This window comes from Qipengyuania sp. SM2512 (genome assembly GCF_054954005.1).
In genome coordinates this window covers 1596853-1617250 of record NZ_CM143134.1, presented here as the reverse complement: position 1 = coordinate 1617250, position 20398 = coordinate 1596853, and the positions used below count along the sequence as shown (strand labels likewise).

General features: G+C 63.5%; 16 protein-coding genes. 4 read left to right on the top strand and 12 right to left on the bottom strand.

Going from position 1 to position 20398, the window contains the following annotated elements:
• Positions 1–9: 9 nt before the first annotated feature.
• The 8 genes from ACQ5J0_RS08085 to ACQ5J0_RS08050 form a co-directional block, all read right to left on the bottom strand.
• Positions 10–2367 carry a heavy metal translocating P-type ATPase gene (locus ACQ5J0_RS08085; protein WP_462566949.1) on the bottom strand — a complete coding sequence of 786 codons (2358 nt, stop codon included), beginning with the start codon at positions 2365–2367 and terminating at the stop codon, positions 10–12.
• Between the two features lie 12 nt (positions 2368–2379).
• The gene (locus ACQ5J0_RS08080; protein ID WP_462566948.1) at positions 2380–3843 is read right to left on the bottom strand and encodes a multicopper oxidase family protein; all 1464 of its coding nucleotides are present in this window, start codon (positions 3841–3843) and stop codon (positions 2380–2382) included.
• A 252-nt stretch (positions 3844–4095) separates the two neighbouring features.
• Positions 4096–4494, bottom strand: coding sequence for a copper-binding protein (locus tag ACQ5J0_RS08075; protein WP_462566947.1), 399 nt, complete (start codon positions 4492–4494; stop codon positions 4096–4098).
• Positions 4473–7640: an efflux RND transporter permease subunit gene (locus ACQ5J0_RS08070; RefSeq protein WP_462566946.1), complete on the bottom strand. Its 3168-nt coding sequence runs from the start codon at positions 7638–7640 to the stop codon at positions 4473–4475. The genes ACQ5J0_RS08075 and ACQ5J0_RS08070 overlap by 22 nt, the downstream gene beginning before the upstream one ends.
• On the bottom strand, positions 7637–9151 hold the full coding sequence (locus tag ACQ5J0_RS08065) for an efflux RND transporter periplasmic adaptor subunit (RefSeq protein ID WP_462566945.1): 1515 nt from the start codon (positions 9149–9151) through the stop codon (positions 7637–7639). The genes ACQ5J0_RS08070 and ACQ5J0_RS08065 overlap by 4 nt, the downstream gene beginning before the upstream one ends.
• Positions 9148–10362, bottom strand: coding sequence for a TolC family protein (locus ACQ5J0_RS08060; protein ID WP_462566944.1), 1215 nt, complete (start codon positions 10360–10362; stop codon positions 9148–9150). The genes ACQ5J0_RS08065 and ACQ5J0_RS08060 overlap by 4 nt, the downstream gene beginning before the upstream one ends.
• Positions 10363–10511: 149 nt before the next feature.
• A complete protein-coding gene (locus tag ACQ5J0_RS08055; protein ID WP_462566943.1) occupies positions 10512–10883 on the bottom strand; it encodes a hypothetical protein in 372 nt (123 codons plus the stop codon).
• 109 nt (positions 10884–10992) lie between these two features.
• On the bottom strand, positions 10993–11412 hold the full coding sequence (locus ACQ5J0_RS08050) for a CBS domain-containing protein (RefSeq protein WP_462566942.1): 420 nt from the start codon (positions 11410–11412) through the stop codon (positions 10993–10995).
• A gap of 346 nt (positions 11413–11758) precedes the next feature.
• Between ACQ5J0_RS08050 and ACQ5J0_RS08045 the strand changes: the two genes are divergently transcribed.
• Both ACQ5J0_RS08045 and ACQ5J0_RS08040 read left to right on the top strand, forming a co-directional pair.
• Entirely contained in the window at positions 11759–14299 is a 2541-nt protein-coding gene (locus ACQ5J0_RS08045; protein ID WP_462566941.1) for an NAD-dependent epimerase/dehydratase family protein, read from the top strand.
• A gap of 105 nt (positions 14300–14404) precedes the next feature.
• Positions 14405–14842, top strand: a complete 438-nt coding sequence (locus ACQ5J0_RS08040) for a hypothetical protein (protein WP_462566940.1) — start codon at positions 14405–14407, stop codon at positions 14840–14842.
• A gap of 187 nt (positions 14843–15029) precedes the next feature.
• On the opposite strand, the gene ACQ5J0_RS08035 is transcribed toward ACQ5J0_RS08040, so the two are convergent.
• The 3 genes from ACQ5J0_RS08035 to ACQ5J0_RS08025 form a co-directional block, all read right to left on the bottom strand.
• Entirely contained in the window at positions 15030–16988 is a 1959-nt protein-coding gene (locus tag ACQ5J0_RS08035) for an FTR1 family protein (protein WP_462566939.1), read from the bottom strand.
• A 253-nt stretch (positions 16989–17241) separates the two neighbouring features.
• Positions 17242–17880, bottom strand: a complete 639-nt coding sequence (locus ACQ5J0_RS08030; protein ID WP_462566938.1) for a cation efflux transmembrane domain-containing protein — start codon at positions 17878–17880, stop codon at positions 17242–17244.
• 9 nt (positions 17881–17889) lie between these two features.
• Entirely contained in the window at positions 17890–18585 is a 696-nt protein-coding gene (locus ACQ5J0_RS08025) for a class I SAM-dependent methyltransferase (RefSeq protein ID WP_462566937.1), read from the bottom strand.
• Positions 18586–18654: 69 nt separating this feature from the next.
• Between ACQ5J0_RS08025 and ACQ5J0_RS08020 the strand changes: the two genes are divergently transcribed.
• Positions 18655–19062: a MerR family transcriptional regulator gene (locus ACQ5J0_RS08020; RefSeq protein ID WP_462566936.1), complete on the top strand. Its 408-nt coding sequence runs from the start codon at positions 18655–18657 to the stop codon at positions 19060–19062.
• A 168-nt stretch (positions 19063–19230) separates the two neighbouring features.
• Here the strand turns inward: ACQ5J0_RS08020 and ACQ5J0_RS08015 are convergent, their stop codons facing one another.
• Complete coding sequence (locus ACQ5J0_RS08015) at positions 19231–19632, bottom strand: MerR family transcriptional regulator (protein WP_299309617.1); 402 nt, start codon at positions 19630–19632, stop codon at positions 19231–19233.
• A 67-nt stretch (positions 19633–19699) separates the two neighbouring features.
• Here ACQ5J0_RS08015 and ACQ5J0_RS08010 point away from each other — a divergent pair, with 67 nt between their 5' ends.
• Entirely contained in the window at positions 19700–20320 is a 621-nt protein-coding gene (locus ACQ5J0_RS08010; protein WP_299309616.1) for a cation efflux transmembrane domain-containing protein, read from the top strand.
• Positions 20321–20398: the final 78 nt, after the last annotated feature.

Here is a 20398-nt window from a genome sequence, read left to right as displayed (position 1 = left end):
ACGCTTTCCTCAGGCTGGCTGTTCTGCGACGCCGTCGATGGCCGACAATCGCAGACCACGCAGGCGCAGCGCGTTGCCGATCACCGAAACCGAGGACAGGCTCATCGCCGCCGCAGCGATCATCGGGTTCAGCAGCAAGCCGGTAAAGGGAAACAGCACACCGGCGGCAACCGGAATACCCAGCGTGTTGTAGGCGAAGGCAAAGAACAGGTTCTGCCGGATATTGCGCATGGTCGCGCGCGACAGGACGATCGCCTGCACCACTCCGGTCAGATCTCCGCGCACCAGCGTTACCCCGGCGCTCTCGATCGCCACGTCGGTGCCAGTGCCCATGGCGATGCCGACATCGGCAGCCGCCAGGGCGGGCGCATCGTTGATCCCGTCCCCGGCCATGGCGACGCGGCGCCCCTCGGACTTCAATCTCTCGACTTCGCGATGCTTGTCTTCGGGCGAGACGTTGGCGTGCACCTCGTCGATGGCCATTTCCCGCGCGACCGCTTCGGCCGTTCCGCGACTGTCGCCGGTCAGCATGACCACGCGAATACCGCGCGCGTGGAGTGCAGCGATCGCCGCCGCGCTGGTCGGCTTGATGGGGTCGGCCACGGCGATCAGACCTGCAGGGCGCCCGTCGAATGCGACGAACATCACCGTTTGCCCCTGCGCCCATCCGGCTTCGGCCGAGTCCAGCCAGCTCTCGTCGCCGATCCCAACGCGGCGCATCATCTTCTCGTTGCCGATCGCCACCCGGCGAGCGCTTACGGTCGCTTCGACGCCTTCGCCGGTCGTCGAGGCCAGGTCCGTTGCATTGGCGGGCGAAACCCCGCGTGCCCGCGCGCCCTCGACAATCGCATGCGCCAGCGGATGCTCGCTGCCCAGCTCGACGCCCGCGACCGCGGCAAGGAACTCGGTTTCATCGATGCCTTCAACTGGATCGACCGCCACCAGATCGGGCTTGCCCATCGTCAGCGTGCCGGTCTTGTCGACCACCAGCGTGTCGATCTTCTCGAGCGTCTCAAGCGCCTCGGCATTGCGAATCAGGATGCCGTGTTGCGCGCCCTTGCCGGTGCCGGTCATCACCGACATCGGCGTGGCGAGCCCCAGCGCACAGGGGCAGGCAATGATCAGAACCGCGATGGCATTGACCAGCGCATAGGCGAGCGCCGGTGCGGGTCCCCAGATCGCCCAGACGACAAAGCTGACGATTGCGATGACGACGACCGTCGGCACGAACCAGCCCGCGACCTGGTCGGCCAACCGCTGAATCGGCGCGCGGCTGCGCTGCGCCTCGGCGACCATCTGGACGATCTTGGACAGCATGGTATCCTTGCCGACGTTGGTGGCCCGCATGACGAAGCCCCCCGTCTGGTTGACCGTTCCGCCGATGACCGTATCGCCCGCGCGCTTGGTCACCGGCAGGGGTTCGCCGCTCACCATCGACTCGTCGATTGCGCTCGATCCCTCCTCGATTTCGCCATCGACCGGGACCTTGTCACCAGGCCGCACGCGCAAGCGGTCGCCGGTCGCCAGCTCATCGAGCGGCACCTCGCGCTCCTCGCCCTCGCCGAAGATCTTTACAGCAGAGGGCGGCGCGAGTTCGAGCAATGCGCGAAGGGCGCTTGAGGTCGAGCCGCGTGCCTTCAATTCCAGTAGCTGCCCAAGGAGGACCAGCGTGGTGATGACCGCCGCTGCCTCATAGTACACGCCCACCCGGCCCGAATGATCGCGGAACGCCGGCGGAAAGAGGTCCGGCAGCGCCGTCGCCACCAGGCTGAACAGATAGGCAATGCCGACGCCGATACCGATCAGCGTGAACATGTTGAGATTGCGCGTCTTGAGCGATTGCCAGGCACGCACGAAAAACGGCCAGCCTCCCCAAAGAACGACAGGGGAGGCGAGGACGAACTGCGCCCATTGCGCCCGGGCGGGCTCGATCAACTGGTCGAAGCTGAGCCCCGGAACCATATCGCTCATCGCATAGGCGAACAGCGGCAGCGTGAGGAGCGCGCTCCACCAGAAGCGGCGGCGCATATCGACGAGTTCGGGGTCGGGTCCTTCGTCAAGACTCACGATTTCCGGCTCGAGCGCCATGCCGCAAATGGGGCAGGAGCCCGGTCCGGGCTGGCGAATCTCGGGATGCATCGGGCAGGTGTAAATCGTCCCTGCGGGTACATTCTCCACCGCATCGAGATGCGCGCCCGACAGGTAGAGCTCGGGATCCGCCCGGAACTTGTCATGGCAGCGCGACGAGCAGAAATAGTGCTTGGAACCCTTGTGCTCGGCCACGTGTTTCGCGCCATCGATCTCGACGCTCATCCCGCAGACCGGATCGATCGCGGTGCCCTCGAGTACGCTGTCCTCCTTGCTCATGCGAACTCCTTCCTAGCTCTTCACCACGACGAACTGCCCCATCATGCCTGCGTCCTCATGTTCGAGAATGTGGCAATGATACATGTAAGGCAGGTCCGGATCGGTATGTTCCTCGAAGCGCAGCAGCACGCGCACCTGCTCGCGAGGATTGACGACGACCGTATCCTTGAACCCCGTTTCCGGCGGCGGCGGCGCGCGCCCGTCGCGATCGATCACGCGGAACTGCGCGTTATGGATGTGAAAGGGGTGCGCCATCATCGAGGCATTGGCGATTTCCCAGATCTCCCACTGCCCGACGGGTACGCGCTCGTTGATCACGTTCATGTCCATGCTCGCGCCGTTGATCGACATGCCGCCGCCCATCATGCCCATGTCGAGAACAAATCTCCTCGTGCGGACAGCCACCGACGTATCGGGCACGGCAAACGAAGCCAGCCGCGCTGGCAAAGCGGCCGATCGGGCTGCGCCCTGCGGCCTGATTTCGAGAATCCGGAAGACCTTGTCAGCGCCGCCGCCCTCACGGCCTCGATTCATCATGCCTCCCCCCATCATGCCGCCGCCGTCCCCGCCCATCATACCCATCGAATTGTCCGGGCTGGTGGCGACCAGGCTGAGCGGGCGACCCTCGGAAAGGTCGACGATAACCTGCGCGCGTTCTCCCGGGGCGAGCCTGAGCGACCGGGTCGGATGGGGGCGTTGGAGAAGGCCGCCATCGCTCGCGACCAATTGCATGGTCTGCCCACCGGCGAGCGAGAAATGGTAGAAGCGCGCATTCGAACCATTGAGGATGCGCAGGCGCAACAGGCCGGTTCCCGCGTCGAACACTGCGTTCTGAGTACCGTTCACAAAGATACGGTCTCCACGCACGCCCATCATCTGTGCATGCATGTTCTGCGGATAGAGCAGCCTGCCGGAGCTATCGAGCAGGCGGTCCTGGACGATCAGCGGGATATCGTCGATGCCGTATCCGCTCGGCAGATCGAGTGCGTCTTCCTCGTCATCGCGGACGTAGATCGGGGCGGCGAGCCCCGCATAGACCTGCGGTCCCGTACCGCGATGCAGATGCGAGTGATACCAGTAGAGCGAAGCGCGCTGGCGAACTTCGAAGGTCGGGCTCCAGCGTGCGCCTGGACGGATCAGCTGGTGCGGTCCGCCGTCAGCTGCGGCGGGAAGCTCGAAACCATGCCAGTGGACCGTCGCGCCCTCTGGCAGTTCGTTGTCGATATGCAACCGAACCCGCTCGCCGCGGCGCATTTCCAGTGTCGGGCCAAGGTAGGGCGCGTTTACCCCAATCGTGGGCGAAGCGACGCCGGGAACGAATTCCTTCTGCCTTGCGGATACTGACAGTCGGAATACCCGCTCGCCCTGTTCGACGGTTCCCTGGTCGCGCTGCGGAATGAAAAGCGAATTGGCACCGACTCCATCGGAACCAAGCAGCGAGTTCCTCGCTTCGCAGGCCGACAATGGCAAAGCCATGAGACCGGCAGCAGCTGTTCCGGCTCTTCTCAGCAAGGCGCGTCGGTCGAGACCGGTCGTGATGACCCACCCGTCCATTCTATTTGCTCCGAAGATACTTGATCAGTGCAGCGATGCCCAAAACCATCAGGACGATCAGCAACAAGCAGATCAGCCCCATGATCCCCATCATGGCGGACGGCGTATCACCATTCATCATAGTACTTCTCCCGTGATACCGGCCCCGGGATACTGCCGGAGCCGGCTCACATATTACTTCTTGGTGATCGAGGTGATCGAGCTGCCACTTTCTCCAGTGGCAAATTCGAACGAGACTTTATCGCCAACCGCCACGTCATTACGCAGCTGTTCGTCGGCTTCGAAGCCCATCGTCATGGCCGGCCATTCGATCGAAGGGACTGCGCCGTGATCGATGGTGATCGTTCCCTCATCGGCATCGATGGCGGTGACGGTTCCTTCGGCTGAGGCGCTCTGCATCGCGCCGTCCGATCCCATCATCGGCATGTTGCCATCGTCCATCGGCATCTGTCCGCCTGCCATCTGGCCGTCCGCCATGGCCGTGTCGTCCATCATTTCTGCATCGTCACCGGATCCACAGGCGGCGAGCGCCAGCGGCGCTGCCAATAGTGTCATGAGGGTTGTAATACGCATTCTTCTTCTCCTTCGAGGGGTTTGGACTGTTTGGTCCGGGGACGCCGCATCATCAGATAGGCGGCAGGAAGTACGAACATCGAAAGCAGTGGGGCGGTGATCATCCCGCCGATCATCGGGGCCGCGATACGGCTCATCACTTCGGACCCGGCGCCGGTGCCGATGAGAATCGGAAAAAGGCCGGCGAGGATGACGGCCACGGTCATCGCCTTGGGCCGCACGCGCAGCAGCGCGCCTTCGCGGATCGCTGCCGATACCTCGTCGGCACCTAGATCGCCCTCCCGGCGTTCCAGCGCGGCTTTCAGGTAAATCAGCATGACCACGCCGAACTCTGCTGAAACGCCTGCGAGCGCGATGAACCCCACGGCCGTCGCGACCGATTGGTTGTACCCCATCAGGTAGAGCAGCCAGAACCCGCCGGTCAGCGCAAATGGGAGCGTACCCATGATCAGCAGCGCCTCGTCGAAGCGGCGGAAGATAAGATAAAGCAGCAGGAAGATGATCGCGAGCGTCGCGGGCACAACGATCTTCAGGCGTTCATAGGCGCGGGTCAGATATTCGAACTGCCCGGCGTAAGACAGGCTGACGCCTGCGGGCAGATCGACCTCGGCCGCGATCGCCTCCTGCAAGTCGCTCACCACCGAGGTCAGATCGCGCCCGCGTACATCGATGTAGACGAAGCTGGTCGGGCGTCCCTGCTCGCTCTTGAGCATGGGCGGGCCGCTGGTCACCCGGACATCGGCGACGGTGCCAAGCGTGATCTGCTGTCCCGCAGGGGTGAGTACCGGAAGATTGCGCAGTTCATCGACGCTGTCGCGGATCTCGCGCGGATAGCGCACGTTGACCGGATAGCGGGCCAGCCCCTCCACCGTGCGCGCGACATTCGCGCCACCAATCGCGCCCGAGACTATCTGCTGCACGTCGGCGATGTTGAGGCCGTAGCGGGCAGCTTCCAGGCGATCGATATCGACATCGACATAGCGGCCGCCAGACAGCCTTTCGGCCAGAGCCGAGCTTACCCCCGGTACCTGCTTGGCTATCCGCTCGACCTGGAGCGCAACGCGCTCGATCTCGCCCAGATCCTCGCCTGAGACCTTGACCCCGATCGGGCTCTTGATGCCGGTTGCGAGCATGTCGATGCGGTTGCGGATGGGGGGCACCCACACGTTGGCGAGACCCGGCACCCGCACCACGCGATCGAGCTCCTCGACCAGCTTGTCCGTCGTCATGCCCTCGCGCCATTCCTCGCGCGGCTTGAAGCGGATCGTGGTCTCGAACATCGTCAGCGGCGCCGGATCGGTGGCCGTGTCGGCGCGGCCGGCCTTGCCGAAGACGGTGTCGACTTCGGGCACCGTCTTGATCAGGCGGTCGGTCCGCTGAAGCAGAGCCGAGGCCTCGCCTGGAGACAGACCGGGAAGCGCGCTCGGCATGTAGAGTAGATCGCCCTCGTCGAGCGGGGGCAGGAACTCGCCGCCAAGACGCGAGAAAGGAACGAGCGTCGTGGCGAAGATCAGCCCGGCGATGACCAGCGTTGCCTTCGGACGGCGCATCACCCAATCGAGCCCGGGCCGGTAAGCGCGGGTCAGCGCCCTGTTGATCGGATTGCTGTCTTCGGCGGGAATCTTGCCCCTGATCAGCCAGCCCATCAGAACCGGCACCAGCGTGATCGACAGAATCGCCGCCGCCGCCATGGCATAGGTCTTGGTAAAGGCGAGCGGGGCGAACAGCCGTCCCTCCTGCGCCTGCAGGGTGAAGACCGGCAGGAACGAAAGCGTGATGATCAGCAGGCTGAAGAACAGCGCCGGCCCGACCTCCTTCGATGCATCGGCGACGATGCGCCAGCGCTCCTGAACCGAAAGCACGGTATCCGGGTTCTCCTCGGTCCAGCGCTCGATATGCTTGTGCGCATTCTCGATCATCACCACCGCCGCATCGACCATCGCGCCGATCGCAATAGCGATGCCGCCCAGCGACATGATGTTGGCGTTGACGCCCTGGAAGCGCATCACGAGAAAGGCTGCGAGGACGCCGAGCGGCAGTGTAACGACTGCCACGAGCGCCGAGCGCGCGTGCCACAGGAACAGCAGGCATACGAGCGCGACGACGATAAACTCCTCGATCAGCTTGGTGGTCAGGTTTTCGACCGAGGCGTCGATCAGCTGCGAGCGATCGTAGGTCGTCACGATCTCGACGCCTTCGGGCAGGCTCGCCTGCAACTGGTCGAGCTTCGCTTCCACCGCCTCGATCGCCCCGCGGGCGTCGGCGCCCTGCCGCAGGATAACGATCCCGCCCGCGACTTCGCCCTCGCCGTTCAGTTCGGCGATGCCGCGCCGCAGTTCGGGTCCGATCTGGACATTGGCGACATCGCCCAGCGTGACCGGAACGCCGCCCGCTTCGGTGCGCAGCGGTATGACGCGAAAATCTTCCAGGCTCCCGAGGTAGCCCGACGCGCGGACCATGAATTCGGCTTCGCCCATCTCTACGATGGAGCCGCCTGTCTCCTGGTTGCCTGCCTGGACCGCGCTCACCACCTCGGCGTGGGTCACGCCGAGCGAGGCCATGCGATAGGGGTCGAGCACGATCTGATACTGCTTGACCATGCCGCCGACGCTAGCGACTTCGGCAATGCCGGCAATGGTCTTAAGTTCGTAGCGCAGGAACCAGTCCTGCAGACTTCTCAGCCCTGCAAGATCGTGCCCTCCGCTGCGATCCACCAGCGCATATTCGTAGATCCACCCGACCCCGGTCGCATCCGGGCCGAGCGTACTCTCGACGCCTTCGGGCAGACGGTTCTGGACCTGGTTGAGATATTCCAGAACGCGCGAACGCGCCCAGTAGAGATCGGTCCCGTCCTCGAAAATGACATAGACATAGCTGTCGCCGAAGAATGAATAGCCGCGCACGGTCTTCGCTCCCGGAACCGAAAGCATCGTCGTGGCCAGCGGATAGGTGACCTGGTCCTCGATGATGCGCGGGGCCTGCCCGGCATAGTTCGAGCGGATCACCACCTGCACGTCGGAGAGATCAGGCAGCGCATCGACCGGAGTGGTCCGCACTGCCCAGAAGCCGGCGAGCGCCAGACCGATTGCAGCCAGAACCACGAAAAGGCGGTTGGCAATCGAACTGTCGATGATCCGCGCGATCATTCGCCGGTCTTCCGGATCGAGACGATTTTAGGTCCGCTTCTGGCTTGGACAAAGGTGAAGGCAACCCGGTCGCCGCGTTGAAACCCGCGCAGCTGCGCCGGAGCCTCGGTGGCGAACCCCATCGTCATGGCCGGCCATTCGAGCGCGGGCACCGGCCCGTGCCGCAAGGTGACACCGCGGGCAGTGATCCGCTCGATCGTGCCGGTGGCGCGATAGGTCCGCGGCCCATCCGCGTCGTTCTGCGTTTCGCCTTCGCCGACGGTCGATGGCGCTTCGTCAATGGTGCGCACATCGATACCGGCAAGGCTGGCCTCGGAGTCGAGCAGGAACTGGCCCGAAACGACCACCTCTTCGCCCGCCGCGAGCCCCGCAAGCACTTCGGTCCGACCGCCTGCTTCGCGTCCGATCCGGACCTCGGCAGGGCGGTAGCCCCCACGCTCCTGAGTGATCATCACCAGGGTGCGTTCTCCGGTGCGGATCACGGCTTCGGAGGGAACCAGCAATGCCTGTTGCCGCTCGGGCGCAAGCGTGACCTGCGCGAACATTCCCGGCTTCAGACGCAGCCCGGGATTGGGCATCGCCGCGCGCACGGTGATCGTCCGGCTGGCATCCTGCGCGCTGGGCAGGATGGCGATGATCCGGCCGGCGAAGCGTTCGCCGGGAAAAGCGGTGAGGGTCGCGCTTACCGGCTGTCCAACGCGGGCGCTCCCCGCCAGCGCCTCTGGCACCGCCGCCTCGAGCCAGATCGGACTGTAGCCGCTGATTTCCGCGAGAGTCTGACCGGCCATGACCGTCATGCCCGGCCGCACACCAAGGGCAGTGATCGCCCCGGATTGCGGCGCGGTGACTGTAATCGTAGACTGCGGCCTGCCGCTTCGTGCGACCGAAGAAATCACCGAATCCGGCATGCCGAGCAGGCGCAGACGTTCACGAGCGGCCCGGGTCAAGGCTTGGTCCCCGGTCGCGGCGACGGCCAGATATTCGTTTTGCGCGCCGCCCCATTCGGGAACCAGAAGATCGGCGATCGGCGCGCCCCTGGCGATCAGGTCTTGCGGGGCGTGGCCGTAGGTCCGCTGGACATAGCCGCCCGCGCGTGGCTGGACGATTGCGACTTCGCTCCCGTTATAGGCGAGCGTGCCGGTAACCGTCGTCTCCGGCTCCAGCACGCCGAATTCGACCTCGGCGGTGCGGATCCCGAAATTCTGCACCATCGTGGAATCGATGCTGACTCCTTCGCCGCCCTGCGCCTCGCCTCCGGCGCATTTCGGGACCAGCTGCATGTCCATGAACGGAGATTTGCCCGGCTCGTCGAAGCGCTGGTCGGGCACCATCGGATCGTACCAGTAAAGGACTTCCTCGCATCCGGTTTCGGCAGCAGCATCATCATTAGCACCGCCACCTTCGCCGAGCATCGACAGACCGTAACCGGCCCCTAGGCTAATCAAAGCAATACCGGCCGCCGCCGCATAAGAGCGCTGGCGCGGCGTCAGACGTTCGAACACAGCTCTCACGGCCTGTCCTCCCCGTAGGTAAGTCGCAGCGTCGCAGCCGCCTCGACCGCGGCCTGCTCGCGTTCGAGAATCTCGAGTTCGAGAAGTGCTAGCGCAGATTTTGACGCGATCACGTCGACGAGATCGGCGCGGCCGGCGGCGAAGCTGGCCGTCTCGAGTGCGCTCCGATCACGTGCGAGCGGGAGAAGCTCGTCGCGCGCCCGCTCCCATTGCCGCACCGCGCTGCGCCAGGCGGCAAGGTCGGCCTCGAACCGGGCAGTGACAGCGCGCAGACGGTCGTCCCGCTCGGCCAGCGCAGCAGCTGCGTCCGCCTCGGCTGCCGCGATACGCGGGTTCTGGCGCCGATCGGTGAAGATCGGCAGCGTGACCGAGCCCATAACCGACACGACATCGCCGAAATCGGGGTTTCTGCGGCCGTAGGTCACGCTCACGCCGAAGTCGGGTCGCTTTTCGGAACGAGCCAACTGGACGCCTGCTTCGGACCGCTCACTCTCGGCGTCCGCAAGCAAGAGTTCGGGGTTGGTTTCCAGGTCACGCCGTAGCCGTCCCGGATCCACATCGGCGCTGGGAGCGATGCCCTGCGCGACAGGCTGGGCAGCGGCTATATAGCGCGAAAGGCGAGCCTGCGCCGTTTCGCGGCTTGCCTCGATGGCAGTTATGGCGTCCTCGATCTCGAGCAGTTCGCGCCGGATCACCAAGCTCTCGGCGGGCCTTGCCGATCCCGATGCGACCGCACTGTTGGCGACCGGAACGAACTCCCGAAGGTCGGCCTGCGCGGTGCGCGCAAGATCCATCCGGCGCTGTGCATAATAAAGGCTGATCCAGGCGCCTCCGGCATCAGCGAGAATATTGCGTTCCGCCATGCCGAGACGCGCTTCGGCGAGCCGGATCTCCGAACTGGCGAGACCGGACCGTGCGCGGCGGCGGGCGAGGTTTGGGATTTCCTGCTCGATGCCGACCGCGATCTGGGTCGGAAGCTGGCGCTCGATCTCGAACGCGGCTGGCCCGGTGACCGGCAAATTCATGACGCCAGCGCGCAAGCGCGGATCGGGCAGCTCGTCGACAGCATCCGCCGCCACCCGCCTTGCTTCCACGCGCAACGCGCCCGCCTCCAGAACGGGCTGCTCCGTCCGCGCGCCTTCAAGCGCTTCCTCGTAGCCGACGGGCTGCGCCTGTGCAGCCTGCGCGGCGATCATGGCTGCCAAAGGCACCCAGCAAATCCGCCAAGACATTGGATAAACCTCGCTCGTTCAGAGCGGGCCGGTAAGACGATGCACATGCCATCGCGGTCGTGCCGCGGGGCACAGACGCAGTCATCCAGCCAGCTCGCTTAGCGACGCTGCGCGCCGCCGTTCGAAAACTAGACGGTGAGGCTGGTTTGTGGAGGCGGCGACTCCGGCCGCACCGGTTCGCTTACGAGCCGAACAGCGGCGCGGGTGAGATAAGATGCGGCGGCCGGGAACGGCGCTGTCTGCATTGAACCACCACCTGAAAGCGCCAGCGGCGGCAGGCAATTCATGGCGACAAGACAATCGAGCGTCATGTCCGGGCAAGGCCCTTCGCGATCGGATTCATCCTGGCTGCCCATGCCGTGCTCAGCCGTCGCCTGCGCCATCTCGGCGCATTCCGCCATCTCCGCCGGCTCGCTCTGCGGAACAGCCGCCTGGGCCGCAACCTGAACGAACAGGCCGAAGCTGAAACATATAAATGCCAAGGCGCGAAGAAATCTCACTCGAGGCAAATAGTCCGGCTACCAGCCAAGTGCAAGTCGGCCGACCGCCTGCGCCATGCGCTCGAACGCTTGCAGCCTTAAGTCTCTGTCAGCAGCAGCCGCTCGCGGCTTAAAGCGTTGGTTCCGAAACCTCCCGCACGAGGTCGCCGGTTTCCTTTTTATCGGCGTGACGGGCGATATCGGCCTGCGAAACGATGCCGCAGCACTTTCCTTCGCGATCGACAACGGGAAGGCGGCGGATCTGGTTCGCCTCCATCTTGCTGCAGCATTCGTCCACGCTTGCCTCTGGCCCCACCGTCACGGGGGAAGCCGACATGACTTCCTCGACCGGAGTGTCGGAACCCTTGCCCTGTGCGACGCAGCGGCAGGCGATGTCGCGATCGGTGACCACGCCGACGAGTGAGCCATCGTCATCGACGACAGGGATTTCGCCGCAATCGTTATCAACCATGAGACTCGCTGCCTCTTTTACGCTGCTCGAGCGCCGGCAGCATGCGGGATTACCGGTCATTACGTCTTGCGCTTGCATGTCGTGTCTCCTGCTTTCCAGAAATTCGAGTTTCGATACGACAAGAGAATGAAGCGCCATCGCGCTCGGTTCCGGTTTGAAGGACGACCCGTTGGCCGTCTGCGGCGGTTTGTCCGATCGCCCAGCGGATGCGGACCCTCACCTTGGACCGAAGCGCCAAAGTGGCCTCGAGACGAAGCACATGCCGAAGCCGGTCCCGATAAGTCATGCCAGATTTGAGGGGGAAACAGGCCGCCAATCCGTAGCAGAAGGAACGTCCGCAGTCCCCGTGCGTGCTCAAGCTGCCAGCGCTATGGTATAAAGGGGAAGACCGCGCGTCGCAGAAAGTCGGAGGAAGGATCACATCTTGAATGAAAGTTCCGACAGTCCTGTCGTAATCGTCACCGGTTCGAGCGGCTACATCGGCTCCTCGATCGTAAAGAAGCTCGCAGCTCGCTATCGCGTGATCGGCTTCGATCGCGATGCGTCGCCGCACCCGCCGGCGGAAGCCGAGTGCGTTTGTGTCGATGTCACCGACCAGGCGAGCATCGATGCGGCCTTCGAACGCGTTCGCATTGCCTATGGCTCCAGAATTGCCTCCTTCATTCATCTGGCCGCGTACTTCGATCTCACAGGCGAACCTAATTCCGAATATGACGAAGTAACGGTCAAGGGGACTGGCCGGCTGCTCGATGCGCTGCAGGATTTCGATATCGACCAGTTCGTGTTCGTCAGCACGATGCTGGTCCACGCGCCGGTCGAGCGCGGCAAGCTGATCGACGAGGCCTCGCCGCTTGATACGCACCTCCCCTACCGGGAATCGAAAGTCCGCACAGAACAACGGATCCGCGAGCAACGCGGCGACATTGATGCGGTCTTCGTACGGCCTGCGGGCGTCTACGACGACGAAGGCCATTCGGCGTTCCTCGCACAGCAGGTCGCACGCATCTACGAGAAGCGGCCCAGCGCCCGCGTCTATCCCGGCGATCTCGACACTGGCCAGCCCTATCTGCATCTCGATGACCTGCTCGATGCGTTAGAGCGGATCGTCGACCGCCGAGGCGACTTGCCGGAGGAATGGCCCGTCCTTCTCGGCGAAGACGACGTGATGTCGTACGGCGATCTGCAAAAGGCGCTGGGTCGCCTGATCCACGACGAGGACTGGACGACCCGCTCGGTCCCGAAGGGTTTGGCCGAAACGGGGGCTTGGGTCGAAAACGAATTGCTCGGCGAGGAGGCCTTCATCCGCCCTTGGATGGTGGACATTTCAGACGATCACTACGAACTCGATCTGAGCAACGCACGAGAAAAACTGGACTGGACACCGCAGCACAAGCTGAGGACCACGCTCCCGCGGATCGTCGAGGGGCTGAAAGCCGACCCTCCGGCCTGGTACCGCGAGAACAAGCTCAATGCTGCGCGGGTCGCCGGCAGCAATTTCGACGATGCCGAAGAGGCAAGGCCTCGCGAACTGGGTGAGGACGCGCGGGCGGACCATTCCAGCCACATGCGCAAGATGCACTTCAGCATGCTGTGGGTTCATTGGCTGACCATGGCGCTCGGCCTCTGGCTCGCGACCACACCCTTCGTCTTCGGAACCTTCGACCAGAGCGAATTCAACTCGGCGGTCATGCGTGTGACGGAGGATCGCAATCTCTGGGATCCGGCGCTGCGGAGCTGGCTGACAGCCTGGAACGATGTCGTGAGCGGCATCCTGATCATGGTCTTTGCGGCCATCTCGCTCTCGCCGCGCGGAGGCTGGGCGCAATGGGCGAACACCTGCATCGGCATCTGGCTGCTCGGCGCCCCGCTGCTGTTCTGGACGCCCGATGCGGCCGTCTATGCCAACGACACCTTCATCGGCGCGCTGGTGATCGCTTTCACCATCCTGGTGCCGATGATGCCGGGCATGGCGCCGGAGGGCATGATGGACGACAGCGACGTGCCGCCGGGCTGGACCTATTCGCCTTCGACCTATGTCCAGCGCATGCCTATCATTGCTCTCGGCGCCGTCGGGTTCTTCCTGTCGCGCATTCTGACGGCGTATCAGCTTGGCCATATCGACGTGGTTTGGGAGCCCTTCTTCGCCTCGCCCACTGCGCTCAACGGCACCGAATACATCATCACGTCCGACGTCTCGAAGGCCTGGCCGGTGGCCGACGGCGGTATCGGCGCGATGAGCTACATGTTCGAGATCTTGATGGGCGTGATGGGCGGCCGCGCCCGCTGGCGGACCATGCCGTGGATGGTGACGCTGTTCGGCATCGTCGTGGTGCCGCTGGGCGTGATCAGCATCTACTTCATCATCATCCAGCCGATCATGATCGGAACTTACTGCACGATCTGCCTCATGGCGGCCGCCGCGATGCTGATCATGATACCCTACTCGCTCGACGAGCTGGTCGCGATGGGCCAGTTCCTCGTCCTGAACACGCGGCGCGGGCAACCGTTCTGGCGTTCTTTCTTCCGCGGCGACGCGCTTCCGGGCGGTAGCAAGGACACCCATCCCGGCTTCGATGCGCCGCTCGCGGCGAGCCTCGGTTCGGCGGCGCGCGGGGTCACGGTCCCCTGGACATTGACCATTAGTGTGCTGATCGGCGCTTTCCTCATGTTTTCAAGGCTCGTTCTCGGCACAGAACCACCTCTGGCCGACAGCGATCATGTGGTGGGGGCGCTCGTCGTCACGGTCGCAGTGATAGCGATGGCGGAAGTCGCAAGACCGCTGCGTTTTCTGAACGTAGCATTTGGCCTCTGGCTGATGGCGGCTCCCTGGCTGATGGACGGAAGCACCAGCATCACGAGCGACATCATTGGTACTGTGCTCGGAGCATTGCTGATAGGATTGAGCCTGCCGAGAGGCCGACGGAGCGACGAGCATTACGGGAGCTGGGATCGCTTCGTCGTTTAAGATGCTTGTCGAGCAGCACAGGGACCGGGGATCGAACTCTCGGGCACTTTAGAACTTGAACAGGAGACACTGGCTCTGGACCGCAGCACTCGAGATCCACAACGAATGACCTGGCGCGGCGCGCATCCCGCTCTTTGGCTCGCCATATTCGGAGTGCTCATCGCGTTTGCGTGGGAAATGCTGCAACTTCCCTTCTATGAGACCGGCGATCTTAATCCTGCTGCGGCTGCGCGTCGCTGCGCTCTTGCAGCGCTGGGCGATGCCGGAATCATGGTGGCAGCGTATCTCGGGGCTTCGATCGGCAGCGGAAAGACTCCCTGGCTGCTCGCGTGGCCGGTTTCCCGCTTCGTAGCCTATCTGATCATTGGCCTCAGCGTCACGGCGGCCATTGAGATGCTGGCCGTGCGAAGCGACTGGGGGTGGACCTACAGTCCGGCCATGCCGCTCGTGCCCATCTTAGATATAGGTGCGGTCCCGGTGGCCATGTGGATCATCGTTCCTACGGTGGCACTGTGGATGACGCGCAGGATGGGAGTGAACTAGGGACTCGGCGTCGCTTTTGTCGTTTTTTGCAACGCGCCACCCATGGCTGCTGCCCGCCGCATCAGAGGAAACACATCGCGACACGGCGCCGATCCAAAGTAATCGTTCGGGCGACAAGCCTGCGCGCGCAGATTAGCACCGGGCAAGCTCGCACCGATGTACCGAGCGCCGCCATTCATCTTCTTGACTAGGCTTGCATCGCGGCAGCTCTTCGCTGGCCTCCGCTGCTCCGAAACCCGAAAAACAGGATTCCTGCGGTGATCACCTGCGCAGCAATCGGCTCGACGGCTGGATAGAACCCAATCAAATCGACCCGTGGGAAACCTTCGAGGAGGGTTACGCCCAGCATTCCCGCTTCTTGAAGCGCGCCTACTCCCTTGCCGGCGAGTACAACGGCGAGGACCGCGATGAGCCACGCACTGTACCTGAAGAACTGGGTAATTGGCAGTTTCCGACTGTAGCGGAGCATGATCCAGGCGAGGACCGCGAGTACGACGAGTGCCGACAGCGCACCGGCAAGAATGGTCCCGCTGTTCTGAGGATTCCACAAGGCCGCGTAGAACAGGATCGTCTCGAACACCTCGCGGTAGACCACCACGAAGGCGAGCCCGAACAGGAACCAGGCAGACCGGCGCGAAAGAGCCTTGCCCATCTTTTCCTGGATGTACCGCCGCCACTCGTCGGCCTGGCTTTTCCCGTGCATCCAGATGCCGACCGAGACGAGCACCACGGCCGCCAGCAGCGCGCCGAACCCTTCGGTAAGCTCACGGCTGGCGCCGCTTATGGTCACGAAGTAGGTTGCAACGGCCCAGGTGACCACACCGGCGAGCAGGGCAGCAATCCACCCACCGTGGACGTAGGGCATGACCTCGGTTCGCTCCGACTTCCGGACAAACGCAATCATCGCTATCACCACCAGCAGCGCCTCGAGCCCCTCGCGCAGCAGGATCGTGAAGGCGCCGAGGAACGTCGAAATGTCTGTCGCCGCTTCGGGCGACAAGGCGGTCTCCGCCCGGTCCAGCAGTGGATCGATCTCCATGAGCTCGCGGCGTAGGTCCGCTGGCCGAACACCAGAGTTGATGCTCGCGCGAAAGCCGCTAAGCGCTTGCTCAACCTGCAGCATCAGATCTCCGTCGCGGGTAGACAGAACCGCTTCAAGCGGTTCGAACCCATCGAGATAGGCGGAGAGGGCAAGTTCATTGGCCTGTGCGCGGTCCCCCCGTTCGTATGCCGCAAGGCTTTCCCGCAGTTTCTGGCGAACAAAATCCAGTGACCCCGAGCCTTCGGCCGTCTCCACAACCTGCGGATTGGCTCGCAAGTAAGCCATTACGGCAAACGCCCGGTCGCCCCCGATCTGCTGCGCCAACGCCGCTGGTGTCAAGGCGACCAGCGCTTCGAGATCAGGTACGAGACGGCGGATTTCGGCGTTCTCCTCCCAGATGCGCTGGCCTTCTGCTTCGTGCGGGAAGGCTATGCCGCCAGCGTAGAGAGCCAGCGCCCATCGATCCTGATCCGGGAGGGAAGCAAAGCTCGGCATGGTCGTGCCTTCAAGACCCTGGGTGATGACCTGGTAGAGCCCGAACGCGCTGCGCTCCCGCGCGCGCTCCTGATCGGTGAAGTCGATCGGAGGGGGATCGATGTTCATCAGCTGCGACGGCGGAGACTCGCCAGACGCTCCGTGGCACGCGGCGCAGTTCTGGGCGAACAAAGTTGTTGCACGCGTCAGGTCAGGCGCCTCGCCGGGGGCGAGCGGGACCGGGTGTTCCGCGAGCAGGGCGGCGGCAAGACTGCGCGCCAGTTGTGCGACTTCGCCGGCCGACCGCTTGGCCGCAATGGCTTCCCTCAATTCTCTGGCGCGTTCCTGGAGAACGCTCTTGTTCCGACTGGCCGGAAGGCTGCCGATCCGCTCGGCGACCGACGCAGAGAACTCGATCATCTCGTCGTATTCGAACTGGTTGGACACCTTACCGTCGGTAACCGCTGCGCCGTAGTCGACAGCCACATAGTCGAGCATTCGCCAGGTAGTCGCAACTCCGGGTGCGCCAGCGCGCGCTGCGCCAGAAGCCACAACGCTTAGGAGGAGAACAACGATGAGGACAAGCACTCGGCCATTGCGGCCCCAGGAAGGCAAACTGCGATCGGACATGGAAAACTCTTATAAACGATGCGACTGATAATCAATTGCAAAATGGGCGGCCGGAGCCAAGGTCACGCAGGTGCGAACCAGCCGGCGCAGCTGGGCATGCGAGCTGTTCGCCAAAGTCCCAGCGCGGTCGCTATCGACGGGTTGTACCTGTCGATCTCGCATGGTTGTTTGTACGAAAGGACACGATCGTCGCACGTGTCGCAGCGCAGACGAGCTGCAGGTTCAGGCTCCGGCGCGAAGGGTCTTTTGAGCCTCATCGTTCCTCCGCAAGCTCCCGCCTGGCGCCACGGATGATCTCCCAGGCCGAGTGAAGGAAGACGACGGCGATGATGGCTGCGACGACTAGATCGGGCCAAGCGCTCTGCAGCCAGTAGACCAGGCCGGCGGCTATGACGACCGCGACATTGTTGATCGCATCGTTGCGCGAGAACAGCCAAATTGCTCGCGCTTGGGCATCGCCGCTGTCACGGAAGCGGGCCAGGACGAGAGCAGCCGTGACGTTTACAGCCAGAGCCGCGATCCCGATGCCGCCCATCAGCTCCGCTTCGGGCGGGATGGCGTTCATTGCGCGCCATGCGGCCATCCCGAGCACCCATACACCGAGCAACGCGAGGAATAGGCCTTGGGTGAGCGCAACCTTGGCGCGAGTGGACGCGGACCAGGCCAGCGCGAGCAGCCCGATAAAGGTGATCGACCCGTCGCCCAGGAAATCGAGCGAGTCCGCCTTCAGTGCCTGGCTGTTCGCAAGGAAGCCGCCAAACAGTTCAATGATCCCGAACCCGGCATTAAGGATGACGACAATCCAGAGCGCGCGGCGATAGGCGGGATCGACGGCAGCTCTATTTGTATCCCCGTGGCAGCCGCAGCCGGTTTCTCCTTTCGATTCTGTCATGACGCCTCTCTAGAACCTCCAGTCACTGGAGGAGCAAGCCTCTATTGCAACCGCAGGTCCTACTTTGAGGCGAAACAGGCTGATCTCCCCCGTCGGCGTGCGGACGACCCGGCGCGGGCGGCCGCTGTGAGGCTCGAGATCAGCGAGGATCGCCTCCACTGCTCCGCGAGCGTTCGGTTCTGTGTTCTCAAACCCGTCCAAGCGCTGCACCAAGCCGAACAATGCGCGCATGAGTCTGGAGCGCTGTCGCGCATAGTCGGCGATATGGACTTCGCCGCCGGGTCTTACCGCACCGACCATGGCTGCGATCCCGCGCCTCTTTTCCTCCATTGGCACTTGATGGAAGACAAGGCTCGAGATGACCTTTGTGAAGTTGTCGCCATATCGATCCGCTTCATGCGCGAACGCCTGTCGCCACTCGATCTCGACGCCCGCTTGACATGCCTTGCCGGCGGCGATCTCCAACACCGCGGGATCCGGATCTAGTCCGACAACTCGCGCGTTCGGCACCGCCTCCTTGATGAGCAAAGCGAACGTCCCGGTGCCGCAGCCGACGTCCAGGATCACATCGTCCCCGGAGGGGGCGAGCTGGTCGAGCAGGGCTGAGCGCCATGTCATTTCGCGCGTGAGCAGCCTGATGGCGAGATCGTATGCGCCGGTCAGTTTTGGCCGGCCCAGTGCCGGCGTGAAGTTCGTGGGGTCCATCCGGCCTTCCTGACGATTGACTCAAGAAGGCACAGGATACATCCTCCAGTCACTGGAGGATCAAGACTTATGGCGATGCTGATGATCGGCGAGCTGGCGAGGCGCACTGGCGTCAAGGTCAACACCATCCGCTTTTACGAGGATATCGCCTTGATGCCGAAGGCGGCGCGTACCGATTCCGGCCGCCGCACCTATAGCGAAGCGGATGTAAAGCGCCTGAAGTTCATACGGAACGGGCGTGACCTTGGTTTTTCAACGGAGGAGCTGAAGTCACTGATTGCTCTCTCGGAGCACTCGGACCTCGATTGCGGAGCGGCGGCTGCGATCGCACGCCGTCATCTTCTCGCTGTAGAAGCGAGGATGTCTCGTCTGATGCTGATGCGGCGTGAGCTGGAGAGAGTGGCCGCCAACTGCGACGGCGGCCGCATGGCCGATTGCCAGGTCATCGGTGCCATCGCGGAGGCCCCATCACATTGAGCATCGAACGATCCGCTTCGCTTGGCGATTTCGCGGTCAGGCACTATTCTTCAGCCACCTAGATTGCCGGCGCTTTCCTGTCCGAAATTGACATATCGACCGCCAGTTGATCTCTCTTACCATGCATCCAGGCCTTTGCAGGTTTCGAGAAGCGACCTTCGGCGCTGGCTATGGTCTGGCGCGCGAAGCACTCAAGCTCTCTACAATTCGGCAATCGCCGATACGGTCCGCCTCACAGGATTGTAGCAACTGGCCTAATTCCTCACGCAGCGCGGTCAGATCGGCGATCTTGCTGTCGACCTCACTCAGCTGTTGCCGGACAAGCTGGTCGACATTCTCGCAGGGCTTGTCGTCGTGATCGGACAACGCCAGCAATTCACGCACCTGCGCCATGCTGAAGCCGAGCGCGCGGGCCCGCCGAACGAACGTCAGCGTCGCCAAATGCTCGTCGGAGTAGTCGCGATAGTTGCTGTCGGTGCGGTCCGCGGCAGGCAGGATCCCTGCGCGCTCGTAATAGCGGATCGTCTCCGCCTTGGTGCCGGTTGCTTGCGCCAGTTCGCCGATACGCATGGCTTGACCTTGTAGCTGCTACAAGGTGCATATGTCCCTGCGACTCGAACGTTGCAAGGAGAGCGGCATGGGCAAGTCCTGCTGCCAGACGACAGATACCGACCCCAGCGCGCACAACAATCCGCGCTGGCGGCTGATCCTGTGGATCGCTCTGATAGCGAACGCCGGAATGTTTGTGGTGGAGATCGTCGCGGGTATCGCAGCCGATTCCCGCGCGCTCCAGGCCGATGCGCTCGACTTCTTCGGCGATGCAGCCAACTATGCGATCAGTCTCGGTGTTGCGGGCATGGCTCTGGCCTGGCGAGCGAAAGCGGCATTGCTCAAAGCCGCCACGATGCTCGCCTTCGGCCTGTGGGTGATCGGCTTTGCGATCTATGGCCTGGCTGTCGGCTCGAGCCCGGAGCCGCAGACGATGGGACTGATCGGCACGCTGGCGCTGCTCGTCAATGCGGCGGTCGCGCTGCTGCTGTTCCGATATCGCGAAGGCGACGCAAACATGCGTTCTGTCTGGATCTGCTCGCGCAACGATGCGCTCGGCAACATCGCCGTGCTTGCCGCCGCGCTGGGCGTGTTCGGCACCGGGCAGGCGTGGCCCGACTTGCTTGTCGCCGGCATCATGGCCGGCCTCGCCATCTGGGGCAGCAGCGAAGTCTTCACACAGGCGCGCCGGGAGCTGGCGCAGGGCTGACAGTGCCCGAGCGCGCATGAGCTCGTTTTGGCTGCTCCATAGACGCCGCTACAGCAGGCTCAATTAACGCTCGGTGCT